We start from the raw sequence: 21,876 nt of genomic DNA, 5'->3' as shown, positions 1-21,876 counted from the left end.
ACACCCCGCACGGACGCCAGCGATGAGCGCGAAGGCCCAGCCCAGGCCGGCCCAGGACCGGGTCACGGTCGATCTTTCGGCCGTGGTCGTCGCCGTCGCCGGGGACACGCCGCGGGTGCTGGCGCTGCGGGGGGCGGACGGGGTCGACGCCCTGCCGGCCGGCCCGCTGGAGCCGCAGCACCGGACGCTGGAGCTGGGGCTGCGCGCCTGGGTCGAGACGCAGACCGGGCAGCGCCTGGGCTATGTCGAGCAGCTCTACACCTTCGGCGACCGCGACCGGCAGCTGGCCGGACCGGACCGGATGCTGTCGGTCGGCTATCTCGCCCTGGTGCGCGAGGCCGCGTCGGTCGCCTGGGGCGACAGCCTGTGGAGCGACTGGTACCGCCACTTTCCCTGGGAGGACCGGCGCGACGGCCGCCCCGCCCTGCTGGACCGGATCGAACCCGGGCTGGCGGCCTGGGCGGCAGCGGCCACGACCGAAGCGGAGCGCCGCAGCCGCGACGCCAGGCTGCGCACCGCCTTCGGCCTCGGCGGCATGCCCTGGGGCGAGGAGCGGGTGCTGGAACGTTACGAGCTGCTGTACGAGGCCGGCCTGGCCGCCGAGGCGCAGCGCCACGGCCAGGCGGCGCCGGGCGCCGCCGACGGCGCGGCGATGGCGGCCGACCACCGCCGCATCCTGGCGACCGCGATCGGCCGGCTGCGCGGCAAGATCAAGTACCGGCCGGTGGTGTTCGAGCTGATGCCGCCGACCTTCACCCTGTCGCAGTTGCAGCGCACGGTCGAGGCGTTGGCGGGCCTGCGCCTGCACGCACCGAACTTCCGCCGCCTGGTCGACAGCCAAGGGCTGGTCGAGGAGACCGGCGAAGTCGCCGGCGGCACCGGCGGCCGCCCCGCCCGGCTGGTCCGCTTCCGCCGCGAGGTGCTGCAGGAGCAGCCCGAGCCGGGGGTGAAGCTGCCCCTGTCGCGGCGCCCGGCGTGACAGCTTCCAGCTCGACCACTTCGGCTAAATTGTTGAGATTTTCTTGACAAAACACGGCCGAATCCAGATAAATATTTAGATGCCAAGTATCATCGTGAGATAAATCGCAAAAGCCCAGAAATCATGTAAGCTAAATTCCTTGCTTATAAATTTTATATTTAAATTATGCGTTGATATATTTTCGAAGCCTCCAGAAAGCTGGGAATAGTGAAAAGCTATTGCCAAAGCACTCGATATAACGCATAATTGATATTATGCTCAAAATTTGAAAAATCCATGGATCAAAAAGACAAGCCCCGCAAGCCAGAAGAACAGAAGAACGTCTTTTTGGTTGTTGCGCCTGAAGACGCGATTCAGGGTTCGCCAAGATCACCCTATGCACCACTTGATAGAACATCATGGATTGTTCGTATTGGACAAGCTGCCCTAGCATTCCAATCACATTCAGAAGCAAACCGTTTGATGACTCTATTGGCACATCACACTGAAGATATATCGAGTCAAATACTCAAATACTATTTACTGAGCGAAACATCAGCAAAGACAAATATCGACGATATGAATTTTGGAATTGATGCGATATGGCCTTGGAGAAAATACAACTATAAAGATGAATTACTGAAGAGCATGATTTCCGGTCAAAGAAATATATATGTCAATTTTGAAGAAGAACAAGGACAGGAAATACAAGAGGTACAAAACGAAAATTTTGCTGCACTCGCGTATAAGGCTGTTGCCGAGAAGATCTTTGACGCAAAAACCCATATATGGGAAGAGAGGATTCAAGGCGAACGCTTTGTTCATCTGGATGTTGTTATGAATTCGGAAAAAGAATTTGCGCATGATGAAAAAATTTCTATCATAAACAAAATTCATGATTCAATAGAAGAAAGCAATCCTGATTACCTTGGACAAATTATCATTGATGTGACGCATAATGGCTATAGACCCTGAACGGTTTCTTGAGATAGCGAGATCTATTGTTAACAGCGGAACTGCCTCCGAAGCAGAATTCCGGAATAGTGCTCATTTATCTTACTATGCGACCTATCATTTAGTTTCCACAGAATTGGGGATAGACCCGAATTCTTTACAAGGAAAACATAAGGATATTAGAGCGCTCGTTTTGGGTGGCCTCACGCCGGGATGCACACCAATTGCCTGGCGAGCACGAAGACACTGGAAGTTATTATGGAAAAATAGATTAACTGCTGACTATAATTTAACTTGTTCATTCTCAAGTAAAAATGCGTTAGATTCGGCGAATTCCGCAAAAGACATTTTTGATTACAGAAACTCCGCAATACAAACTCCGATTTTGAGTCAAAACCCGGTCATCCAGCCTCCTAAGAAACCATAAATTCCCCGAAACAAACGGCTTAAACATTTAGTTTCAGATCCCTTCACTACCCCTTTCATGACAACCTGACTCTCGCTTCACCAAAAAGGGGATCTGTTTAGATTGGAGGGCTCACAAGATTTCCGCGTGCAGCAACTCCAGCCCGCTCAGTGCGACAGGATCTTCGACAGGAAAAGCTGGGCCCGGTCACTGCGCGGGCTGCCGAAGAACGCCTCGGTGGCCGCGTCCTCGACGATCTCGCCCTTGTCCATGAAGATCACCCGGTCGGCGACCCGGCGGGCGAAGCCCATCTCATGGGTCACCACCATCATGGTCATGCCCTCCTGCGCCAGCGCCACCATGACCTCCAGCACCTCGTTGATCATCTCCGGATCGAGCGCCGAGGTCGGCTCGTCGAACAGCATGGCGATCGGGTCCATCGCCAGCGCCCGGGCGATGGCCACGCGCTGCTGCTGCCCGCCCGAGAGCTGGCCGGGGAACTTGCCCGCCTGTTCGGTCAGCCCGACCCGGTCGAGCAGCCTGGCGCTGCGCGCCATCGCCTCGTCGCGGCCGCGGCCCAGCACCTTCTGCTGCGCCAGGCACAGGTTCTCGATGATGCGCAGATGCGGGAACAGCTCGAAATGCTGGAACACCATGCCGACCCGGGCGCGCAGCCGCGGCAGGTTGGTGGCCTTGTCGCCCAGCGACACGCCATCGACCCGGATCTCGCCCTGCTGGAACGGCTCCAGCGCGTTGACGCATTTGATCAGGGTCGACTTGCCGGAGCCGGAGGGGCCGCACACCACCACCACCTCGCCCTTGGCGACGCTGGTCGTGCAGTCCTTCAGCACATGGAAGGCGCCGTACCATTTGCCGAGCTTGCTGATCTCGATCATCGGCCCCTCCTCACGGCGCGCGGGTGATGGCGACACGCGCCTGCAGGGTCTTCACCAGCCGCGACGCCAGGTACGAGACCAGGAAGTAGATTGCGGCGGCGAACAGGTACATCTCGACCAGCCGGCCGTCGCGCTGCGCGATCTTGGAGGCGGCGCCGAGGAAGTCGGTGATCGACAGCACATAGACCAGCGAGGTGTCCTGGAACAGGATGATGGTCTGGGTCAGCAGCACCGGCAGCATGTTGCGGAAGGCCTGCGGCAGGACGATGTAGCCCATCACCTGCCAATAGGTCATGCCCAGCGCCTGCGCGGCCGCGACCTGGCCTTTCGGGATCGACTGGATGCCGGCGCGCATGATCTCGGCGAAATAGGCCGCCTCGAACAGGGTGAAGGTGACGATCGCCGACAGCGACGCGCCGACCGCCATCGGGCGCGCGGAGCCGGTGACCCACTGCCCGACATAGGGCATCAGGAAGTAGAACCAGAACAGCACCAGCACCAGCGGCAGCGACCGCATCAGGTTGACGTAGCCGGCGGCGATCCTGGCCAGCGGCCTGAAGCTGGAGAGGCGCAACATCGCCAGCAGGGTGCCGAGCACGACGCCGCTGGCGGTGGCGAGGCCGGTCAGGGTCAGGGTGAAGACCATGCCCTCGCGGAACAGGTAGGGCAGCGACCGCCAGATCACCCCGAAGTCGAAGCTCTCGAACATCGGCCTGCCCCTACCGGGCTGAGACGATGTAGCCGGGCACGGCGACGCGCCCTTCCAGCCAGCGCATGGCGAAGACCACCACGGCGTTGACCAGGAGGTACAGCAGCGTCGCCACCGAGAACGCCTCGAACACCTGGAACGAGAATTCCTGCATGGCGCGGGCCTGGGCGGTCAGCTCGATCAGCCCGATGGTCAGCGCCACCGAGGTGTTCTTGATCGTGTTCAGGAACTCCGAGGTCAGCGGCGGCAGGATGATGCGGTAGGCCATCGGCAGCAGCACGTAGCGGTAGGTCTGCGGCAGGGTCAGGCCCAGCGCGGTGCCCGCCATGCGCTGGCCCGGCGGCAGGGCGGCGATGCCGGCCCGCACCTGCTCCGCCACCCGCGCCGACATGTAGAAACCGATTCCGAAGATCGCGGTCCACAGCGGCGCGTCCGGCAACTGCTTCAGCCACAACCCCCAGGACCTCGGCAGCAGCTCCGGCAGCACGAAGAACCACAGGAACAGCTGCACCAGCAGCGGCACGTTGCGGAAGATCTCGACATAGGCGGTGCCCAGGCGCGGCAGCCATCTCGACGGCAGGCTGCGCAGCACGCCGACCACCGAGCCGAGGATCACCGCGATGGCCCAGGCGCCGATCGCGGTGATCACGGTCCAGGCCAGCCCGGCCAGCAGCATGTCGAAATAGGTGCCCTGCCCATCGGGCGAGAGCTCCCACAGGATGCCCCAGTTCCAGTGATAGGCCATGCGGCCCGGCCCCCGCGGCGCCGGTTCAGTAGGCCGCCGGGTCGCCGCTGTCGTTCGGGTGCTCGAACGCCTTCTTCAGCACCGGATTGAGCGGCACCGCCAGGGTCAGCCCCTTGGGCGGGATCGGCTTGGCGAACCACTTGTCGTAGATCGCCAGGATCTCCGGGCTCTGGTAGAGGCCGGCCGTCGCCTTGTCGACCACCGTCTTGAAGGCCGGATCGTCGCGCCGCAGCATGATGCCGTAGGGCTCCGGCTTCGAGAACGCATCATCCGAGATCACATAGGCGGCCGGGTCTTTCGAGCTGGCGACCAGGCTGGACAGCAGGATGTCGTCCATGACGAAGGCGGCGGCGCGGTCGGTCTCGACCATCAGGAACGCCTCGGCATGGTCCTTGGCCGGGACGATGGTGATGCCGAGGCTGCGCTGGGCGTTCACCTCGGTCAGCTGCTTGATGTTGGTGGTGCCGGAGGTCGACACCACGGTCCGGCCCTTGAGGTCGTCGATGGTGGCGATGTGGTTCTCCTTCTTGGAGACGAAGCGGCTGGCGGTCAGGAAATGGCTGTTGGTGAAGGCCACCTGCTTCTGCCGGTCGGGGTTGTTGGTGGTCGAGCCGCATTCAAGGTCGATGGTGCCGTTGGCGATCAGCGGGATCCGCGTCGCCGAGGTCACCGCGAGCATCTTGACCGCGATCTGGTCGCTCTTCAGCTCCGCCTTGATGGCGTCGACCACCTTCAGGCAGATGTCGATGGCGTAGCCGACCGGCTGCTGGTTCTCGTCGTTGTAGGAGAAGGGCACCGACGATTCGCGGACGCCGAGCGTGATCTCGCCGGTCTCCTGGATCTTCTTCAGGGTACCGTCCAGCGTTTGCGCCCCGGCCGGAAGCGCCAGCAGCGCCGCGGCGCCGAGCGCGATGACAAGCCTGCCGATGAGCATATCTTCCTCCGGTTGACCATGGTCGTTGGAGGAAGCATGGCATCGTTCGGGCCGCGAGCCGACCGAATGTTTCGTCCGGCCGGCTCGCGCGGGATAGGCAAGGACGCCTTACTTGCCGGCGTCGTCGAGCAGCCGGATCTCGTCGGCGGCCAGGGTCAGCCGGGTCGCCGCCAGAAGGTCGTCCAGCTGCTCCAGCGTCGTCGCGCTGGCGATCGGGGCGGTGATGCCGGGCCGGGCGATCAGCCAGGCCAGCGCCACCGTGGCCGGGCGCACGCCATGCGCCTCCGCCACCTTGTCCAGCGCGCCGAGGACGCCGAGGCTGCGGGCGTTGAAGCGGTCCTTCATGCCGCCGCCGCGGACGCTCTTCGCCAGATCGGCCTCGCTGCGGTATTTGCCGCTGAGGAAGCCGGAGCCGAGCGAGGAGTAGGTGATCACGCCGATCTCCTCGCGCCGGCACAGATCCTCCAACGCGCCCTCATAGCCTGAACGATCGATCAGGCTATAGCGCGGCTGCATCGTCTCGTAGCGCGGCAGGCCCTGCTCGCTCAGCTTCAAGGCGGAGGCGAAGCGCTCGGCCGAGAAGTTCGAGGCGCCGATCGCCCGCACCTTGCCGGCCTTGATCAGCTCGGCATGGGCCGCCAGCGTCTCTTCCTGCGGCGTCTCCAGGTCGTCGTGATGCGACTGGTACAGGTCGATCACGTCGATCTGCAGCCGGCGCAGCGAATGCTCGACCTCCTCGCGGATCCAGGCGCCCGACAGGTCCTTGCGCTGCACCCGGCCCGGCATCTCCCAGCCGACCTTGGTGGTGACCACCACCTTGTCGCGCTTGCCGCTGCGCTTCAGCCAGTTGCCGATGATGGTTTCGGATTCGCCGCCCTTGTTGCCCGGCGCCCAGGACGAATAGCAATCGGCGGTGTCGATCAGGTTCAGCCCAGCATCGACGAAGGCATCGAGCAGCCGGAACGAGGTCGCCTCGTCCGCGGTCCAGCCGAACACGTTGCCGCCGAAGGCCAGCGGCCCGACCCGGATGCCGGACCGGCCGAGATTGCGCAATTCCACGGGATCTCTCCTTCGATCGCTTGCCCGCGCGGCGCCGCTCGACGCCCGCACCAAACTCCATGGGGACGCCTGCGACGGCCCCTGTCCTATGTAGACCCCTGGCCGCTCTCGCCAACAGGAGTCTCGTCGCCACTTGATTTTCTTATTCTGAGAATTAGAGTAACTAAAGCGACACCGATTCGGGGCCGCGCCCGTCTTCGTAATTCTCCAAGTGAGTAGAATCGATGACCGCTTCCCTCGCCTACACCCCCGCCATCGCCGCGCGCCTGGCCCCGCTGTATGGCCGGCTGTCCGGCGTCATCCCGGCCTTCGACTGGCCGGGCTTCGCCCCCGACATCGACGCCATCCTGCGGCTGAAGCGCGAGCGCGACGCCGTGATCCTGGCCCACAACTACCAGACGCCGGAGATCTTCCACGGCGTCGCCGACATCACCGGCGACAGCCTGGCCCTGGCCCGCGAGGCGACCCGGGTCGAGGCCCCGGTGATCCTGTTGTGCGGCGTGCACTTCATGGCCGAGACCGCGAAGCTGCTGAACCCGGCCAAGACCGTGCTGATCCCGGATTCCGCCGCCGGCTGCTCGCTGGCCGACTCGATCACGCCCTCGGATGTGCGGCTGCTGCGGCAGCGCTATCCCGGGGTGCCGGTCGTGACCTACGTCAACACCTCGGCCGCGGTGAAGGCCGAGAGCGACATCTGTTGCACCTCGGGCAACGCCGTGAAGGTGGTGGAGAGCCTGGGCGTGCCGCGCGTCATCTTCATTCCGGACGGCTACCTCGCCGCCAATGTCGCGGCCCAGACCAAGGTCGGGATCATCGCCTGGCAGGGCGCCTGCGAGGTGCATGAGCGGTTCACCCCGGGCGACATCCGCCAGTTGCGCGACGCCCACCCCGGCGTGGTCGTGCTGGTCCATCCGGAATGCCCGCCCGAGGTGGTGGCCGAGGCGGATTTCGCCGGGTCGACCGCGGCCATGAGCGACTATGTCGCCAACGAGCGGCCCGGCCGGGTGGTGCTGGTGACCGAATGCTCGATGAGCGACAACGTCGCCGTGCAGTTCCCCGAGATCGACTTCATCCGGCCCTGCAACCTGTGCCCGCACATGAAGCGGATCACCCTGCCGAAGATCCGCCGCGCGCTGGAGACCATGACCGAGGCGGTGGTGCTGGACCCCGCTGTCACCGACCGGGCGCGCCTGGCGGTCGAACGCATGCTGGCGGTACGGTGATGGACATGCCCCATCCGCAGGACCGCATCGTCGTCATCGGCGCCGGCATCGCCGGCCTGGCCACGGCGCTGAAGCTGGCGCCGCTGCCGGTGCTGCTGCTCTCCGCCGCCCCGATCGGGGCCGAAGCCGCCACCGGCTGGGCCCAGGGCGGCATCGCCGCGGCGCTCGGCCCCGACGACGACCCGGCGCTGCACGCCGCCGACACCCTGGCGGCGGCCGCCGGGCTGGGCGACCCCGAGGTGGCGAAGCGCGTCACCGAAGCGGCGCCCGGCTGCATCGCCTGGCTCGACGGGCTCGGCACGCCGTTCGACAGGACCGAGACCGGCGGCTTCGCCCTGGGTCTCGAGGCCGCGCATGGCCGCCGCCGCATCGTCCATGTCGGCGGCGACGGCACCGGTGCTGCGGTGCTGCGCACCCTGATCCGGGCGGCGGAGACAGCACCCTGGATCACCATCCGCCACGCCCGCGCCACCGCCCTGCTGCGCGACGAGTTCGGTATCACCGGTGTGAGGGTGCAGGCGGACGGGGCGCCGGCCGCGATCCCGGTCCGGGCGGTGGTGCTGGCCACCGGCGGGGTCGGCGGCCTCTATGCCCACACCACCAACCCGCTCGGCGCCACCGGCGCCGGGCTGGCGCTGGCGGCCCGGGTCGGCGCGGTGCTGCGCGACCTCGAATTCGTCCAGTTCCACCCCACAGCGATAGCGGTCGGCCGCGATCCGATGCCGCTGGCGACAGAGGCGCTGCGCGGCGAAGGCGCCACCCTGGTGACGGCCGATGGCAGCCGGGTGATGGCCGGGCATCCTCTGGGCGATTTGGCGCCGCGCGACGTTATCGCCCGGGCCATCTGGCGCCATGTCGCGGCGGATGAGCCGGTGTTCCTCGACGCCCGCGGCCTGGGCGACCGGCTGGCGCGCTTCGCCCGGGTCGGGGAGCTGTGCCGCGCCGCCGGCCTCGACCCCATTCGGCAGCCGATCCCGATCCGCCCGGCGGCGCATTACCACATGGGCGGCGTCGCGGTGGATGGCCACGGCCGGACCTCGGTGCCCGGCCTGTGGGCCGCCGGCGAGGTGGCCGGAACCGGGCTGCACGGCGCCAATCGCCTGGCCAGCAACTCGCTGCTGGAGGCGCTGGCCTTCGCCGGCTGGATCGCCGAGGACATTCGTGGCGAGGCGGCGCGGCCAGCCCTCTTTGAGTCCCCCCTCCCCTCGCGGGAGGGGGCTAGGGGGGGGGGGTTCCCGCAGCAAGACCTGCGGCCGAGTCAACCCGGCCCATCGGCTCTGGCTCTCCCGACTCCGTTCCCTTCGATCGGCAGCCCCCTCCCCCTACCCCCCTCCCGCGAGGGGAGGGGGGACAAGGAAGATGGAACCGTCCCCGCCCTGCGGGCCCTGATGGACCGTCACGTCGGCGTGATCCGCGACGGCGCCGGTCTGACCCAAGCGATTGCTGCCTTCCGCCCTCTGGCCCTGTCCCGCTCCTCGCCCGCCGCCGACCGTGCCCTGGTCGGGCTGCTGATCGCGGCGGCCGCGCTGCGCCGGCAGGAAAGCCGCGGCGCCCAGTACCGCCGCGACCGGCCAGACGCCGACCCCGCCTCTGCCCCCTCCTTCCTCACCCTCGCCGATGTGCTGGAGGGCGTCGACGGCGTGCCCCAGTCCGGCGCCGCCAGCCTTTGAGGCCCCCGATCATGGATCTCGCCCCCCTCCCCACCCTGCTGATCGAACCGATCGTGCGGGCCGCGCTGCTGGAAGACCTTGGCCGCGCCGGCGACATCACCAGCGCCGCGGTGATCCCGGCCGATGCCCGCATGGCCGGCGTGATCGCCGCGCGCCAGCCGGGCGTGGTGGCCGGCACCGATGCCGCCGCCCTGGCCTTCCGCCTGCTCGACACCGCCATATCAGTCGCCATCCTCACGCCGGATGGCAGCCCGGTCAGGCCGGGCGACGCGGTGATCCGGATCGGCGGTCCGGCCCGGCCGATCCTGGCGGCGGAGCGGGTGGCGCTGAACCTGGTGTGCCGCCTGTCCGGCGTCGCCACCGCCACGGCGACGCTGGCTGCGGCGGCCCGGCCGCACAAGGCGCGGATCGTCTGCACCCGCAAGACCACCCCCGGCCTGCGGGCCCTGGAGAAGCATGCGGTGCGGGCCGGCGGCGGCGCCAACCACCGCTTCGGCCTGGATGACGCGGTGCTGATCAAGGACAACCACGTCGCCGTGGCCGGCGGGGTGCAGCCGGCGATCGCCCGGGCCCGCGCCGCGGTCGGGCATCTCGTCAAGATCGAGGTCGAGGTCGATACCCTGGCCCAGCTCGACGAGGCGCTGGCCGAGGGCATCGACGCGGTGCTGCTGGACAACATGACGCCGGACCAGCTGCGCGAGGCGGTGTGCCGGGTCGCCGGCCGCGCGGTGACCGAAGCCTCCGGCCGGATCACGGTCGAGACCGTGCCGGCGATCGCGGCCAGCGGCGTCGACCTGATCTCCACCGGTTGGATCACCCACAGCGCCCCCATTCTCGACCTCGGGTTGGATTGGGAAGGCTGAGAGGCCCTGGCGACAGCGTCGCCGCCGGTTGCTAGGCTGGCGGCGACGCTGGGACAGAGGCGGGCCGATGCGGATCATCGACATCCGGGAGCGTTCGGTCGCGATCTCGCGCTATGCCGACCCGGCCGTGCCCCCCGGCGGCCTAACCACCAGCATGGTCGCGGTGATCACCGACGTGGTGCGCGACGGCCGGCCGGTGGTCGGGTACGGCTTCGCCTCGGTCGGCCGCTACGCCCAGGGCGGCCTGATCCGCGAGCGCTTCGCCCCCCGGCTGCTGGCCGCGACCGAATTTGCCGACGCGGCCAACACCAATCTCGACCCGTTCCGGGCCTGGGCGGCGATGATGGCCGGGGAGAAGCCCGGCGGCCATGGCGAGCGCTGCGTCGCGGTCGGCACGCTCGACATGGCGGTCTGGGACGCCGCCGCGAAGATCGCCGGGCTGCCGCTGCACCGCTTCCTGGCGGACCGCCTTGGCCGGGCCGACGCCGTGCCGGACCGCGTGCCGGTCTATGCCGGCGGCGGCTACCCCTACCCCAGTGACGATATCGCCCACCTGTCGGACGAGATGCGCCGGCTGGCCGATCTCGGCTACACCAGGGCCAAGATCAAGATCGGCGCCGCCGGGCTGGCGCAGGACCTGAGACGGATCGAGGCGGCGACGGCGCAGCTGGCAGCACCTAGCCATCTGGCGGTCGACGCGATGAATGCCTACGACCGCGCATCCGCCCTGGCCGCCGCGGCCGCCCTGGCCCCGCTCGGGCTGTGGTGGTTCGAGGATGTCTGCGACCCGCTCGATTTCCCGGTCCAGGCCGAGGTGGCGGCGGCGTATCCCGGCCCGATCGCCGCCGGGGAGGCCCTGTTCTCGGTGGCCGAGGCCCGGCTGCTGGCCCGGCATGGCGGGCTGCGGCGCGACCGCGACATCCTGCTGTTCGACCCGGTGCATTGCTACGGCCTGCCGGGCTATCTGCAGATCGCCGAGCACATGGTCGCGGACGGATGGCCACGGCACGCGTTCTGGCCGCATGGCGGGCACTTGTTCACCCTGCACGTGGCCGCCGCGCTGGGGCTGGGCGGCGCCGAGGTCAACCCGCTGTGCTTCCAGCCCTTCGGCGGGCTGACCGACGATGCCGTGGTGACCGACGGGTCCGTCGCCCTGCCCGACCGGCCCGGCATCGGCTTCGAAGGGCGGGCCGGGCTGCACCGCCTGTTCGGCACCCTGCTCGACGCCGAAGGCTAGCGGCCGGCCGTCAGCGTGAGTCGGGCTCCCTTTCGAATCAGGGCGTCAACGTATTCCCGTCCGCAGTGAGGCCGCCTTTAGTGTGGTTTCATGAACTCCCGCAGCAATTCTTCCCGCATCCGGTGCAGCGTCGATTGCTGGTTTTCCGAATCCTCCAGGATCCGGGCGAGCGCCCAGCACGTGATGGCGGAGCTCAGCATCGAAACAAGAAAGACAGCACCTGCGAAAAAGTCTCCCGTTCCCGAAGACCAAGCCCTGAGAGCCAAGACGACACCAAACAAAAGCGATAAAATTGCGATAATTCGCAATGCTGAAAGCAAGATCCCCTCCCACTGCAGGCTCGTCACCGAGCGATAATGAGAATTCAATAGACTTCAACTATTGATCGCACGGCCCTTCGATTCGCTCGACCGACAAGATCGGCGTCGCCGCGGCGCCCCGGCGTTCGAACCGGCCGAGCACCATGAGGCAGCCGCCCGTCGCCCAGGCGCGCCGGATCTCCGCCTGAGCCCGGTCCAGCAGCTCCGGCGGGGCGGCGATCACCGGCGGCGCCTCGCCGACATAGGCCGGGTCGGCCGCGCCGGCGCCACCCGCGTCATTCACCGGCACCACGCCGCGCCAGGGGCATGGCGCCCGCTTGCAGCGGATGCCGGTGTCGCCGACCCGCAGCAGGGTCGGCGCCGCCTGCTCGGCGGTCGCGGCGGCGGCCGGCAGCAGGGTCAGCATCACGGCGAACGCGGCTGCGGCCAGGGGTCGTGTCATGGCTGTCCTCCTCCACCTCCGCGCACCGTCCGGGATGGCCGTGGCGAAACCATGGCCTGGTTCGGAACCGCCCAACTGCCGGACCAGCGTAGCCGAACGCGCCGGCCGCGATCATTTCGTTTGACGCATCGGGCGCAAACTTCTCGGCAACAGGGGGGTTCATCCGCTACAACGCTGGGGATGACACTGATCACCTCCTCCGACGAGCTCGCCGCCTTCTGCGACCGGATGATGGCCGCCGAGTACATCGCCATCGACACCGAGTTCATGCGCGAGCACACCTTCTGGCCGAAGCTGTGCCTGGTGCAGATCGCCGGGCTGGACGAGGCCGTGGCGATCGACCCGCTGGCCCCCGGCATCGACCTGGCGCCGCTGTTCACCCTCGTGAACAACCCCAAGGTGCTGAAGGTCTTCCACTCCGCCCGCCAGGATGTGGAGATCTTCGTGCACCTGACCGGCCAGGTGCCGAAGCCGCTCTTCGACACCCAGGTCGCGGCCATGGTCTGCGGCTTCGGCGAATCGGTCAGCTACGAGAACCTGGTCGGCAAGCTGGCCAACGCCCGGATCGACAAGTCCTCGCGCTTCACCGACTGGTCGCACCGGCCGCTGACCGAGCGCCAGATCGAATACGCCCTGGCCGATGTGATCCATCTGCGGCCGGCCTATGAGGCGCTGCGCCAGCAACTGGGCAAGTCCGGCCGCGAATCCTGGCTCGACGAGGAGATGGCGATCCTCTGCGCGCCGGAGACCTACCACACCGAGCCGGACCAAGCCTGGCTGCGGCTGAAGCCGCGCAACGCCTCGGCCAAGTTCCTGGCGATCCTGCACGAGGTCGCGGCCTGGCGCGAACGCGAGGCGCAGAAGCGTGACATCCCGCGCGGCCGCATCCTGAAGGACGAGGCGCTGCTGGAGATCGCGGCGCACAGCCCGCGCGACATCGAGGGCATGGCCCGGGTCCGCGGCATGAGCCGCAACATGGCCGAGGGCTGGCAGGGCCAGGGGCTGATCGCGGCGGTCGAGCGCGGCCTGGCCACCCCGCCCGAGGACGCGCCGAAGCTGGCCCAGCGCCCGCCGACGCCGCCCGGCATCGCGCCGCTGGTCGAGCTGATGCGCGTGCTGCTGAAGATGAAGTGCGAGGATGAGGGCGTGGCCCAGAAGCTGGTCGCCGGCAGCGACGACCTCGAGGCCATCGCCATGGATGACGACGCCGACGTGCCGGCGCTGCACGGCTGGCGCCGCGCCATGTTCGGCGACCATGCGCTGGCGCTGAAGCGCGGCGCCATCGCGCTGGCGGTGCAGGGCCGGCGCATCCGGGTGGTCACGCTCTAGGGGTGGCGACGATGCGGCGTGCTCTGTTCGGGCTTCTCCTTCTCGCCGCGCCCGCTGCCGCCCAGGCGCAGGACGAGCCGCGCTTTTCCTGGCCGGTCGCCTGCACCGTCGGCAAGGACTGCTTCGTCCAGAACTACGTCGATGCCGATCCGGGCCCCGGCCGGGCCGATTTCCATTGCGGCCCGCTGACCTATGACGGCCATGACGGCACCGACATCCGCCTGCCCGACCTGGCCACCATGCAGCGGGGCGTCGCCGTGGTGGCGGCGGCCGACGGCACCGTGCTGCGGGTGCGCGACGGCGAGCCGGACGTGTCGGTCGACGACCGCGGCAAGGCCGCGATCGAGGGGCGCGAGGCCGGCAACGGCGTGATCATCGACCATGGCAATGGCTGGCAGACGCTGTACGGCCACATGAAGCGCGGCAGCCTGAAGGTGCACGCCGGCGATGTGGTGAAGGCCGGCCAGCCGCTGGGCCAGGTCGGCCTGTCCGGCGACACCGAGTTCCCGCACCTGCATTTCGGCATCCTGAAGGGCGAGCAGCGCATCGACCCCTTCACCGACGAGCCGACCGGCGCTGGCTGCAACGTCACCCGGCATTCGCTGTGGACGGCCGACGTGCCCTACATCGCCACCGGGACGCTGATCGCCGGCTTCGCCACCGGCCCGGCCGACGCCAATTCCGCCCGGCTGGGCCGCTACTCCGACATCACGGGCTCGCGGCTGGCGCCGCTGGTGTTCTGGGCCGAGAGCTTCGGCGTTCAGGCCGGCGACGTGCAGATCATCACCATCGCCGGCCCCGACGGCGCCCTGGCGTATCAGGACCAAAAGGCGCTGCCGGCCTCGAAGATCATCTGGTTCGCCTTCAGCGGCAAGCGCCCCCCGGCGACGCAGGGCTGGAAGCCGGGGACCTACACCGGCCGCTACCGGCTGGAGCGCAACGGCGCCGTGGTGGCAGAGGCCGAGCGCACCCTGGTGGTGCCGTGAGCCCGCGGCCGATCCTGTATGGCGCCCGCTACAGCGCCTATGTCCGCACCGCGCTGATGGTGCTGCAGGAGAAGGGTGTCGCCTTCGACCTGGTCGAGGTCGACATCTTCGCGCCCGGCGGGCCGCCGCCCGACCATCTGCCGCGCCACCCCTTCGGCCGCATCCCGGCCTTCGAGCATGACGGCTTCGCCCTGTACGAGACCGCGGCGATCACCCGCTATGTCGACGAGGCCTTCGACGGGCCCGCGCTGCAGCCGGCCGATGCCCGCGGCCGCGCCCGGCTGACCCAGATCATCGGCATCCTCGACGCCTATGCCTATCGCCCGCTGGTCTGGGACATCTATGTCGAGCGAGTGTCGAAGCCGGCGACCGGATCGCCGGCCGACGAATCGCTGATCGCCAACGCCCTGCCCCGGGCCGAACTGTGCCTCGACGTGCTGGCCGGATTCCTCGGCGACGGTCCCTGGCTGCTGGGCGACGCGATCAGCCTCGCCGACCTGCATGCCGCGCCGATCCTCGACTATTTCAAGATGGCGCCGGAAGGCCGCGCCCTGATGGCCGGCCGCAACCGGCTCGAAGCCTGGTGGGACCGCCTCACCGCCCGGCCGTCGGCGACGGTGCTCGGCCCGGAGTAGCCTGCAGCCGCTGCACCCAATTGGGCCTCACCGTGCCCAATAGCGTCTCATCGGCGATCCGACTCCGCTTTGCATAAAATTTGCGCTATCTTTGCTTAAGAAGCGATTCAATAGATCTGCATACGATCGTCGTCGAGACCATAAAGGCTAGAATTTTTACAAATAATACATGTCCAGGGAGTTTTATTGTGACCGTTTTGATCGGTACGGCGTTCGGTGAGTCCCTGTTCGGCAGCAATTCGAACGACAGTTTTCAGGGACTGGGCGGCGACGACTACCTGTACGGGCAGCAGGGCGTCGACAGCTTCGACGGCGGCGACGGGGTCGACACGGCCTATCTCGACCGCTCCAACCTGGGAACCGCCCTGATCCTGACGCTGGACGCCCCGACGACGACCACCACCGCATCCGACGGCACGACGCTGTTCAATGTCGAGCAGATCGACGTCTATGGCGGTTCGGGTGCCGACCGCATCACCGGCGGCGCGGGCAACGACACGATCCGCGGCGGGTCCAACGACGACATCCTGATCGGCGGCAACGGCCGCGACACCCTGTATGGCGGCACCGGCAACGACCAGCTCGACACCGGGAACGGGTCCGGCTCGATCTATGACCGGGAATATGCCTATGGCGAAGGCGGGAACGACATCCTCACCGGCGGCGCCGGACCGCAATCCCTCGACGGCGGCAGCGGCAACGACACCCTCTCCGCCGGCGGCGACAACGACGTGCTCAATGGCCAGGACGGCAACGACACGCTGAATGGCGGCGACGGCGACGACGAGATCTATTCGGGCACGGGCGTTGACGCGATCGACGGCGGCGCCGGCGCGAAGGATTGGGCCGAACTCGACCGCAGCGCCCTGTCCGTCGCCTTCACCCTGACGCTGGGTTCGCCGGGCACTACCAGCACGGCGAGCGACGGCACCACCATCCGCGGCGTCGAGACCCTGTCGGTCTATGGCGGCGCCGGGACGGACACGATCACCGGTGGCGCCGGGGGCGACACCCTCCGCGGCAACAACGGCAACGACGTGCTGAATGGTGGCGACGGGGTCGACACCCTCTACGGCGGTGAAGGCAATGACACCCTGTCGACCGGGGCCAACACGTTCAGCACCTACGCCGAATATGCCTATGGCGAGGACGGCAACGACACGCTCATCGGCGGGATCGCCTCCGCCAGCCTCAACGGCGGATCCGGCGACGACACCCTTTCCGGCGGCGATGACGACGACACGCTGGATGGCGGCACCGGCAATGACAGCCTCTCCGGCGGCGCCGGCGGCGACTACCTCTATGGCGGCGATGGGATCGACCGGATCGACGGCGGCACCGGCAACGACCGGATCTATGGCGACGCCGGCGCGGACGACATCAAGGGCGGGCTCGGGGACGACTCCATCTCCTCCGGCCTCGGCGCCGTCCTCGGTGCCGGGACGGAGGCGATCGACGGCGGCGGCGGCATCGATTGGCTGTCGCTCGACCGGTCCAACCTGACGACCGCCTTCACCCTCGCGCTCGGCGCGCCCGGCGCGGTGGCGACCGCCAGCGACGGCACCACGATCACCGGCATCGAGACCTTCGAATTCGCCGGCGGATCCGGCATCGACACGGTCACCGGCGGCAGCGGCAACGATCGCCTCGGCGGCAATGCCGGCGCGGACCGGCTGAATGGCGGCGCCGGCGACGACACCCTGTCGGGCGGGGCCGGCGGCGACCAGCTGAACGGCGGCGACGGCACCGACTACCTCTATGGCGGCGATGGCGACGATACGCTCGACACCGGCGTGGCGAATCCGTCCGGCTACACCGAGGGCGCCTATGGCGAGGACGGAAACGACACCCTCATCGGCGGCGACGGACGGAGCAGCCTCAGCGGCGGGACCGGCAACGACATCGCCTCGGGCGGGGCCGGCGACGACGACCTCTCCGGCAACGAAGGCAACGACCGCCTCGGCGGCGGTCTCGGCAACGACTACCTCTATGGCGGCACCGGCAACGACACGATCGACGGCGGCGACGGCGACGACCGCATCCAGTCGGGCACCGGCGTCGACGCGATCGACGGCGGCGCCGGAACCGACCAGCTGGTGCTGGACCGGACGGACCTCGCCGTCGCCTTCACCCTGACCGTCGCATCGCCGGCGGTGTCGGCCCTGGCGTCGGACGGGACCACCGTCATCGGCATCGAAAGCCTCGATTTCCGCGGCGGGGCCGGGGTGGACACCGTCACCTCCGGCGCGGGGGAAGACACATTGTCCGGCGAGAACGGCAACGATGTCCTCGATGGCGGCGCCGGGCGGGATTACCTCTATGGCGGAACCGGCGACGACCGCCTCAAGGGCGGGGCCGGAAACGACACCCTGAACGGGAACCAGGGGGACGACATCCTCGAGACCGGGGCGGGGAGCGATTCCGCCTATGGCGACATCGGCCTGGACACCGCCGTGGTGGACCGCAGCGCCGTGACCGCCGACCTGACCTTCCAGCTGCTGGCGCCGGACACGTCGTCCTCGTCATCGGATTTCAGCGTCTACATGACCGGAGTGGAGCGCATCCGCTTCACCTCCGGATCCGGCAGCGACACCCTCACCGGCAACGCCCTGGACGATGTCCTGGCCACCGGCGCCGGGACGGACCGGCTGGTCGGCCTCGGCGGCAATGACGTGCTGAGCGGGGGTGCCGGAGCCGACAGCATGACCGGCGGCACCGGCAACGACACCTACATCGTCGACAATGCCGGCGACATCGTCACCGAGAATGCGAACGAGGGCACGGACACGGTGCAGAGCTCGATCACCTATGTCCTCGGCCCGACGCTGGAGATCCTGGTCCTGACCGGCGCCGCGGCGATCAACGGCACCGGCAACGCCCTGGCCAACACCATCGTCGGCAATGCCGCCGCCAACCTGCTGAACGGCGGCGCCGGGGCGGACCGCATGACCGGCGGCGGCGGCAACGACACCTATATCGTCGACAATGCCGGCGACGTCGTGGTCGAGGCGGCAGGCGGCGGGGTCGATACGGTGCAGTCTTCCGTCACCCACACGCTGGGCGCCGAGGTCGAGACCCTGATCCTGGCCGGCGCCGCCGCCATCGACGGCACCGGCAACGCCCTGGCCAACACCATCACCGGCAACGCCGCCGCCAACACCCTGAACGGCGGTGCCGGGGCGGACCGGATGACCGGCGGCGGCGGCCACGACACCTATGTCGTGGACAATGCCGGCGACGTCGTGGTCGAGGCGGCCGGCGGCGGCACCGATGCGGTGCGGTCGTCGGTCAGCTTCACCCTCGGCGCCGAAATTGAGACCCTGGTCCTGACCGGCGCCGCGGCGATCAGCGGCACCGGCAATATCCTGGCCAACGTCATCGTCGGCAACAATGCCGCCAATATCCTGGACGGCGGCGCCGGGGCGGACCGGCTGTTCGGTGGCGGCGGCAACGACATCTTTGTCGTGGACAATGCCGGCGACGTCGTGACCGAAGCCGCCGGCGGCGGCATCGACACGGTGCTGTCGCGGATCACCTGGTCGCTCGGTGGCGAGATCGAGAACCTGACCCTCCTCGGGGCCGGCGCGATCAACGGCACGGGCAATGCGCTGGCCAACGCCCTGGTCGGCAACGCCGGCGTCAACGTGCTGGCTGGGAATGACGGGAACGACACCTTGGAGGGTGGTGCCGGCGCGGACACGCTGACCGGCGGGGCGGGCGCCGACCGCTTCATCCTGTCGGCCGTCGCGCACAGCCCGGTGGGGGCGGCGACGCACGACCTGATCACCGATTTCAGCCATGCGGCCGGCGACCGGATCCAGCTCACGCTGATCGATGCGAACACGGCCGTCGCCGGCGATCAGGCCTTCGCCTTCATCGGCGCGGCGGCCTTCTCGGCAGCGGGACAGATCCGGGTCATCCAGTCCGGCGGCCAGACGCTGGTGGCCGGCGACGTCAATGGTGACGGCGTGGCGGATTTCGACATTGCGCTCACCGGCGCGGTCACCCTGGCGGCCGCAGATTTCGTGCTGTAGGCGGCCTGCCCCTAGTCCCAGTGGCGCACGCCGGCGGGCGCCAGCAGCACCGCCTTGAGGTGCTCGACGATCCGGGACTGGTTCTTCGGTGCCCGCCCGCCCGCGATGACCAGCCCCTCCGGCACGGCGGTGAGCCGGTCCGGTTCATGCCACCCGTCCGATGCATCGGCGGCGCCCGAACCGTCGAGCGGATCCGGCTGCCCCCCTGTCTGCGGCGGCTCCGCCGGACGACCACTGCGATCCACAACCATCCGCTTCACCTGTCACTACTTATAAACAAGAGAAAGAAACCAGACCTTCAGTTTCCTGAATTTACTTCTCCGTCCGTTCGATATGAACAGAGTTTCCCCAGTTAACCGATAATTAACCTCCGCCACATTTGGAAAATGGCTGATCGTCGGCGATAAATCGCATATCATATCTTTGACAGCTTGTTGTCCGGGGATGCGATTTGCAGACGCTGACGATTCTCCTGATCGAGGACGATGCCGACACCGCGGCCTATGTCGCCGAGGGCCTGGCCGGCGCAGGGCATCGGGTCGAGACCGTGGCCGAAGGTCCGCGCGGCTTCCTCGCCGCCGCCGGCGGCGCCTTCGACCTGCTGATCGTCGACCGGATGGTGCCCGGCCTGGACGGCCTCGCCCTGGTCCGGCGCCTGCGCGCCGCCGACATCCGGACCTCGGTCCTGTTCCTGACCGCGCTCGGCGACATCGACGAGCGGGTGGCCGGGCTGGAGGCTGGCGGCGACGACTACCTGCCGAAGCCCTTCGCCCTGGCCGAACTGCTGGCGCGGGTCGACGCGCTGGGCCGGCGGGCGCGCCAGGCCTCGGCCGAGACGGTGCTGCGCGTCGCCGATCTCGAGGTCGACCTGATCCGCCGCACCGTGGTCCGGGCCGGCCAGCCGATCGAGCTGCAGCCGCGGGAGTTCCAGCTGCTCGAATACCTCCTGCGCAACGCCGGCCATGTGGTGACCCGGACGATGCTGCTGGAAAAGGTCTGGCACCTGCGCTTCGACCCCACCACCAATGTGGTCGAGGCCCATGTCAGCCGGCTGCGACGGAAGCTGGACCGGCCCTTCGCCGGAGAGCTGCTGACCACTATCCGCGGCGCCGGGTACCGCCTTGGCCCGCCCGGTTAGGATCTTCCGCACCACCAGCTTCCGGCTGACCGCGCTGTACACCGGGGTGTTCGGCCTGTCGGTCGCGGCGATCCTCGGCGTGCTCTACTGGGCGACCGCGGGCTATACGGCACGGCAGTTCGACGGCTCGCTGACCGCCATCGTCGCCGAGTTGACCGAGGACTATCCGCGCGATCCGCCCGAGGAGATCGCCTCGGACATCGAACAGAGCCTGAAGAGCGATCCGAACAGCCCCGGCTTCTTCCTGTACCAGGACCGCGACGGCAAGCGCCTTGTGGGCAACCTGCCGGTGATGCCGCCGACGGCGGGGGCCCAGGACCTGAGCCTCCCCGGCCCCCCCGGAGACGACCGCGACCTCCGCGGCGTCGGGAAGATCCTGCCGGATGGCGCATTCCTGCTGGTCGCCGCCGACCGCGCCCCGCTCGAGGACCTCCGCGAGCTGTGGCTGCGTGGCCTTGGCTGGAGCCTGCTGGCGACCGCCATCCTCGGCGTCGGCGGCGGGCTGCTGGTCAGCGCCGGCGTCCTGCGCCGGGTCGATGCCATCAACCGCATCTGCCAGAAGATCATGGACGGCGACCTGACCCAGCGCCTGCCGGGCCGCGAGACCGGCGACGAGTTCGACCGGCTGACCGACATCGTCAACACCATGCTCGACCGGATCGAGGCCCTGATGGACGGGCTGCGCCAGGTCTCCACCGACATCGCCCACGACCTGCGCACCCCGCTGGGCCGGCTGCGCCAAAGGCTGGAGGGGGCGGTGCTGAAATCACGGTCGACGGCGGAATACGAACGGGCGGTGGAGGGCGCGATCGTCGAGGCGGACCAGCTTCTGGCCGTGTTCAACGCCCTGCTGCGCATCGCCCGGCTCGAGGCCGGCAGCGCGCGCCGGGGCTTCGCCCGCTGCGACCTGTCGGAGCTGACCTCGACCATGGTCGAGGTGTTCCAGCCGACGGCCGAGGAAAGCGGCCAGACCATCCGGTGGGACAGCCCGCCGCCGGTCGAGGTCACGGGCGACGTCGACCTGCTGTCGCAGATGGTCGCCAACCTGATCGAGAACGCGCTGCGCCACACGCCGCCCGGAACCCAGATCGACATCCACCTGGCCCGCCGGCCCGACGGGCGGGCCGAGCTGGTGATCGCCGATGACGGCCCCGGCATTCCGGAGGAGCAGCGCGACAAGGTGTTCCAGCGCTTCTACCGGCTGGAGCAGAGCCGCAACACGCCGGGCAACGGGCTGGGGTTGAGCCTGGTGTCGGCCACCGCCCAGCTGCACCGCATCACGGTCGCGCTGTCGGACAACCGCCCGGGGCTGAGAGTGTCGCTGCTGTTCCCTTGACC

At 68.1% G+C, this 21,876-nt stretch carries 20 protein-coding genes; 12 read left to right on the top strand and 8 right to left on the bottom strand.

Annotated elements, in window-relative coordinates; translation table 11 throughout:
* The first annotated feature begins 22 nt into the window (after positions 1 to 22).
* Positions 23 to 979 carry an NUDIX hydrolase gene (locus tag E9232_RS01070; RefSeq protein WP_309791600.1) on the top strand — a complete coding sequence of 319 codons (957 nt, stop codon included), beginning with the start codon at positions 23 to 25 and terminating at the stop codon, positions 977 to 979.
* A gap of 276 nt (positions 980 to 1,255) precedes the next feature.
* Entirely contained in the window at positions 1,256 to 1,933 is a 678-nt protein-coding gene (locus E9232_RS01065; RefSeq protein WP_309791599.1) for a hypothetical protein, read from the top strand.
* Between the two features lie 552 nt (positions 1,934 to 2,485).
* On the opposite strand, the gene E9232_RS01060 is transcribed toward E9232_RS01065, so the two are convergent.
* The 5 genes from E9232_RS01060 to E9232_RS01040 form a co-directional block, all read right to left on the bottom strand.
* Positions 2,486 to 3,214 carry an amino acid ABC transporter ATP-binding protein gene (locus E9232_RS01060; RefSeq protein ID WP_309791598.1) on the bottom strand — a complete coding sequence of 243 codons (729 nt, stop codon included), beginning with the start codon at positions 3,212 to 3,214 and terminating at the stop codon, positions 2,486 to 2,488.
* Between the two features lie 10 nt (positions 3,215 to 3,224).
* A complete protein-coding gene (locus E9232_RS01055; RefSeq protein WP_309791596.1) occupies positions 3,225 to 3,923 on the bottom strand; it encodes an amino acid ABC transporter permease in 699 nt (232 codons plus the stop codon).
* Positions 3,924 to 3,933: 10 nt separating this feature from the next.
* Positions 3,934 to 4,668: an amino acid ABC transporter permease gene (locus tag E9232_RS01050; RefSeq protein WP_309791594.1), complete on the bottom strand. Its 735-nt coding sequence runs from the start codon at positions 4,666 to 4,668 to the stop codon at positions 3,934 to 3,936.
* A gap of 25 nt (positions 4,669 to 4,693) precedes the next feature.
* Entirely contained in the window at positions 4,694 to 5,602 is a 909-nt protein-coding gene (locus E9232_RS01045) for an amino acid ABC transporter substrate-binding protein (protein ID WP_309791593.1), read from the bottom strand.
* A 108-nt stretch (positions 5,603 to 5,710) separates the two neighbouring features.
* Entirely contained in the window at positions 5,711 to 6,661 is a 951-nt protein-coding gene (locus E9232_RS01040; protein ID WP_309791591.1) for an aldo/keto reductase, read from the bottom strand.
* Positions 6,662 to 6,885: 224 nt separating this feature from the next.
* Here E9232_RS01040 and nadA point away from each other — a divergent pair, with 224 nt between their 5' ends.
* From nadA to E9232_RS01020, 4 genes are all read left to right on the top strand, one after another.
* Entirely contained in the window at positions 6,886 to 7,884 is a 999-nt protein-coding gene (gene nadA / locus E9232_RS01035; protein ID WP_309791590.1) for a quinolinate synthase NadA, read from the top strand.
* Between the two features lie 5 nt (positions 7,885 to 7,889).
* Positions 7,890 to 9,554, top strand: a complete 1,665-nt coding sequence (locus E9232_RS01030) for an L-aspartate oxidase (RefSeq protein WP_309791588.1) — start codon at positions 7,890 to 7,892, stop codon at positions 9,552 to 9,554.
* Positions 9,551 to 10,417: a carboxylating nicotinate-nucleotide diphosphorylase gene (gene nadC / locus E9232_RS01025; RefSeq protein WP_445351976.1), complete on the top strand. Its 867-nt coding sequence runs from the start codon at positions 9,551 to 9,553 to the stop codon at positions 10,415 to 10,417. Before E9232_RS01030 ends, nadC begins: the two co-directional genes overlap by 4 nt.
* Positions 10,418 to 10,484: 67 nt before the next feature.
* Positions 10,485 to 11,654 carry an enolase C-terminal domain-like protein gene (locus tag E9232_RS01020; protein WP_309791585.1) on the top strand — a complete coding sequence of 390 codons (1,170 nt, stop codon included), beginning with the start codon at positions 10,485 to 10,487 and terminating at the stop codon, positions 11,652 to 11,654.
* Positions 11,655 to 11,731: 77 nt separating this feature from the next.
* On the opposite strand, the gene E9232_RS01015 is transcribed toward E9232_RS01020, so the two are convergent.
* Positions 11,732 to 11,974, bottom strand: a complete 243-nt coding sequence (locus E9232_RS01015; RefSeq protein ID WP_309791583.1) for a hypothetical protein — start codon at positions 11,972 to 11,974, stop codon at positions 11,732 to 11,734.
* A gap of 58 nt (positions 11,975 to 12,032) precedes the next feature.
* A complete protein-coding gene (locus E9232_RS01010; protein ID WP_309791581.1) occupies positions 12,033 to 12,416 on the bottom strand; it encodes a hypothetical protein in 384 nt (127 codons plus the stop codon).
* A gap of 180 nt (positions 12,417 to 12,596) precedes the next feature.
* Here E9232_RS01010 and rnd point away from each other — a divergent pair, with 180 nt between their 5' ends.
* The 4 genes from rnd (at position 12,597) to E9232_RS00990 (ending at position 19,400) form a co-directional block, all read left to right on the top strand.
* On the top strand, positions 12,597 to 13,745 hold the full coding sequence (gene rnd, locus E9232_RS01005; RefSeq protein ID WP_309791579.1) for a ribonuclease D: 1,149 nt from the start codon (positions 12,597 to 12,599) through the stop codon (positions 13,743 to 13,745).
* An 11-nt stretch (positions 13,746 to 13,756) separates the two neighbouring features.
* On the top strand, positions 13,757 to 14,731 hold the full coding sequence (locus E9232_RS01000; RefSeq protein ID WP_309791577.1) for a M23 family metallopeptidase: 975 nt from the start codon (positions 13,757 to 13,759) through the stop codon (positions 14,729 to 14,731).
* Positions 14,728 to 15,366, top strand: coding sequence for a glutathione S-transferase family protein (locus E9232_RS00995; RefSeq protein ID WP_309791576.1), 639 nt, complete (start codon positions 14,728 to 14,730; stop codon positions 15,364 to 15,366). Before E9232_RS01000 ends, E9232_RS00995 begins: the two co-directional genes overlap by 4 nt.
* Positions 15,367 to 15,554: 188 nt before the next feature.
* Positions 15,555 to 19,400 carry a calcium-binding protein gene (locus E9232_RS00990; RefSeq protein WP_309791574.1) on the top strand — a complete coding sequence of 1,282 codons (3,846 nt, stop codon included), beginning with the start codon at positions 15,555 to 15,557 and terminating at the stop codon, positions 19,398 to 19,400.
* Positions 19,401 to 19,411: 11 nt separating this feature from the next.
* On the opposite strand, the gene E9232_RS00985 is transcribed toward E9232_RS00990, so the two are convergent.
* A complete protein-coding gene (locus E9232_RS00985; protein WP_309791573.1) occupies positions 19,412 to 19,651 on the bottom strand; it encodes a hypothetical protein in 240 nt (79 codons plus the stop codon).
* A 209-nt stretch (positions 19,652 to 19,860) separates the two neighbouring features.
* Between E9232_RS00985 and E9232_RS00980 the strand changes: the two genes are divergently transcribed.
* Both E9232_RS00980 and E9232_RS00975 read left to right on the top strand, forming a co-directional pair.
* Positions 19,861 to 20,538, top strand: a complete 678-nt coding sequence (locus tag E9232_RS00980) for a response regulator transcription factor (protein ID WP_309792236.1) — start codon at positions 19,861 to 19,863, stop codon at positions 20,536 to 20,538.
* Positions 20,522 to 21,874 carry a sensor histidine kinase gene (locus E9232_RS00975; RefSeq protein WP_309791572.1) on the top strand — a complete coding sequence of 451 codons (1,353 nt, stop codon included), beginning with the start codon at positions 20,522 to 20,524 and terminating at the stop codon, positions 21,872 to 21,874. The genes E9232_RS00980 and E9232_RS00975 overlap by 17 nt, the downstream gene beginning before the upstream one ends.
* The last annotated feature ends 2 nt before the right edge of the window (positions 21,875 to 21,876 follow it).

The organism is Inquilinus ginsengisoli (genome assembly GCF_031453975.1).
GTDB classification, from domain to species: Bacteria; Pseudomonadota; Alphaproteobacteria; order DSM-16000; family Inquilinaceae; genus Inquilinus; species Inquilinus ginsengisoli_A.
This window is presented reverse-complemented; position numbering and strand designations above follow the sequence as displayed.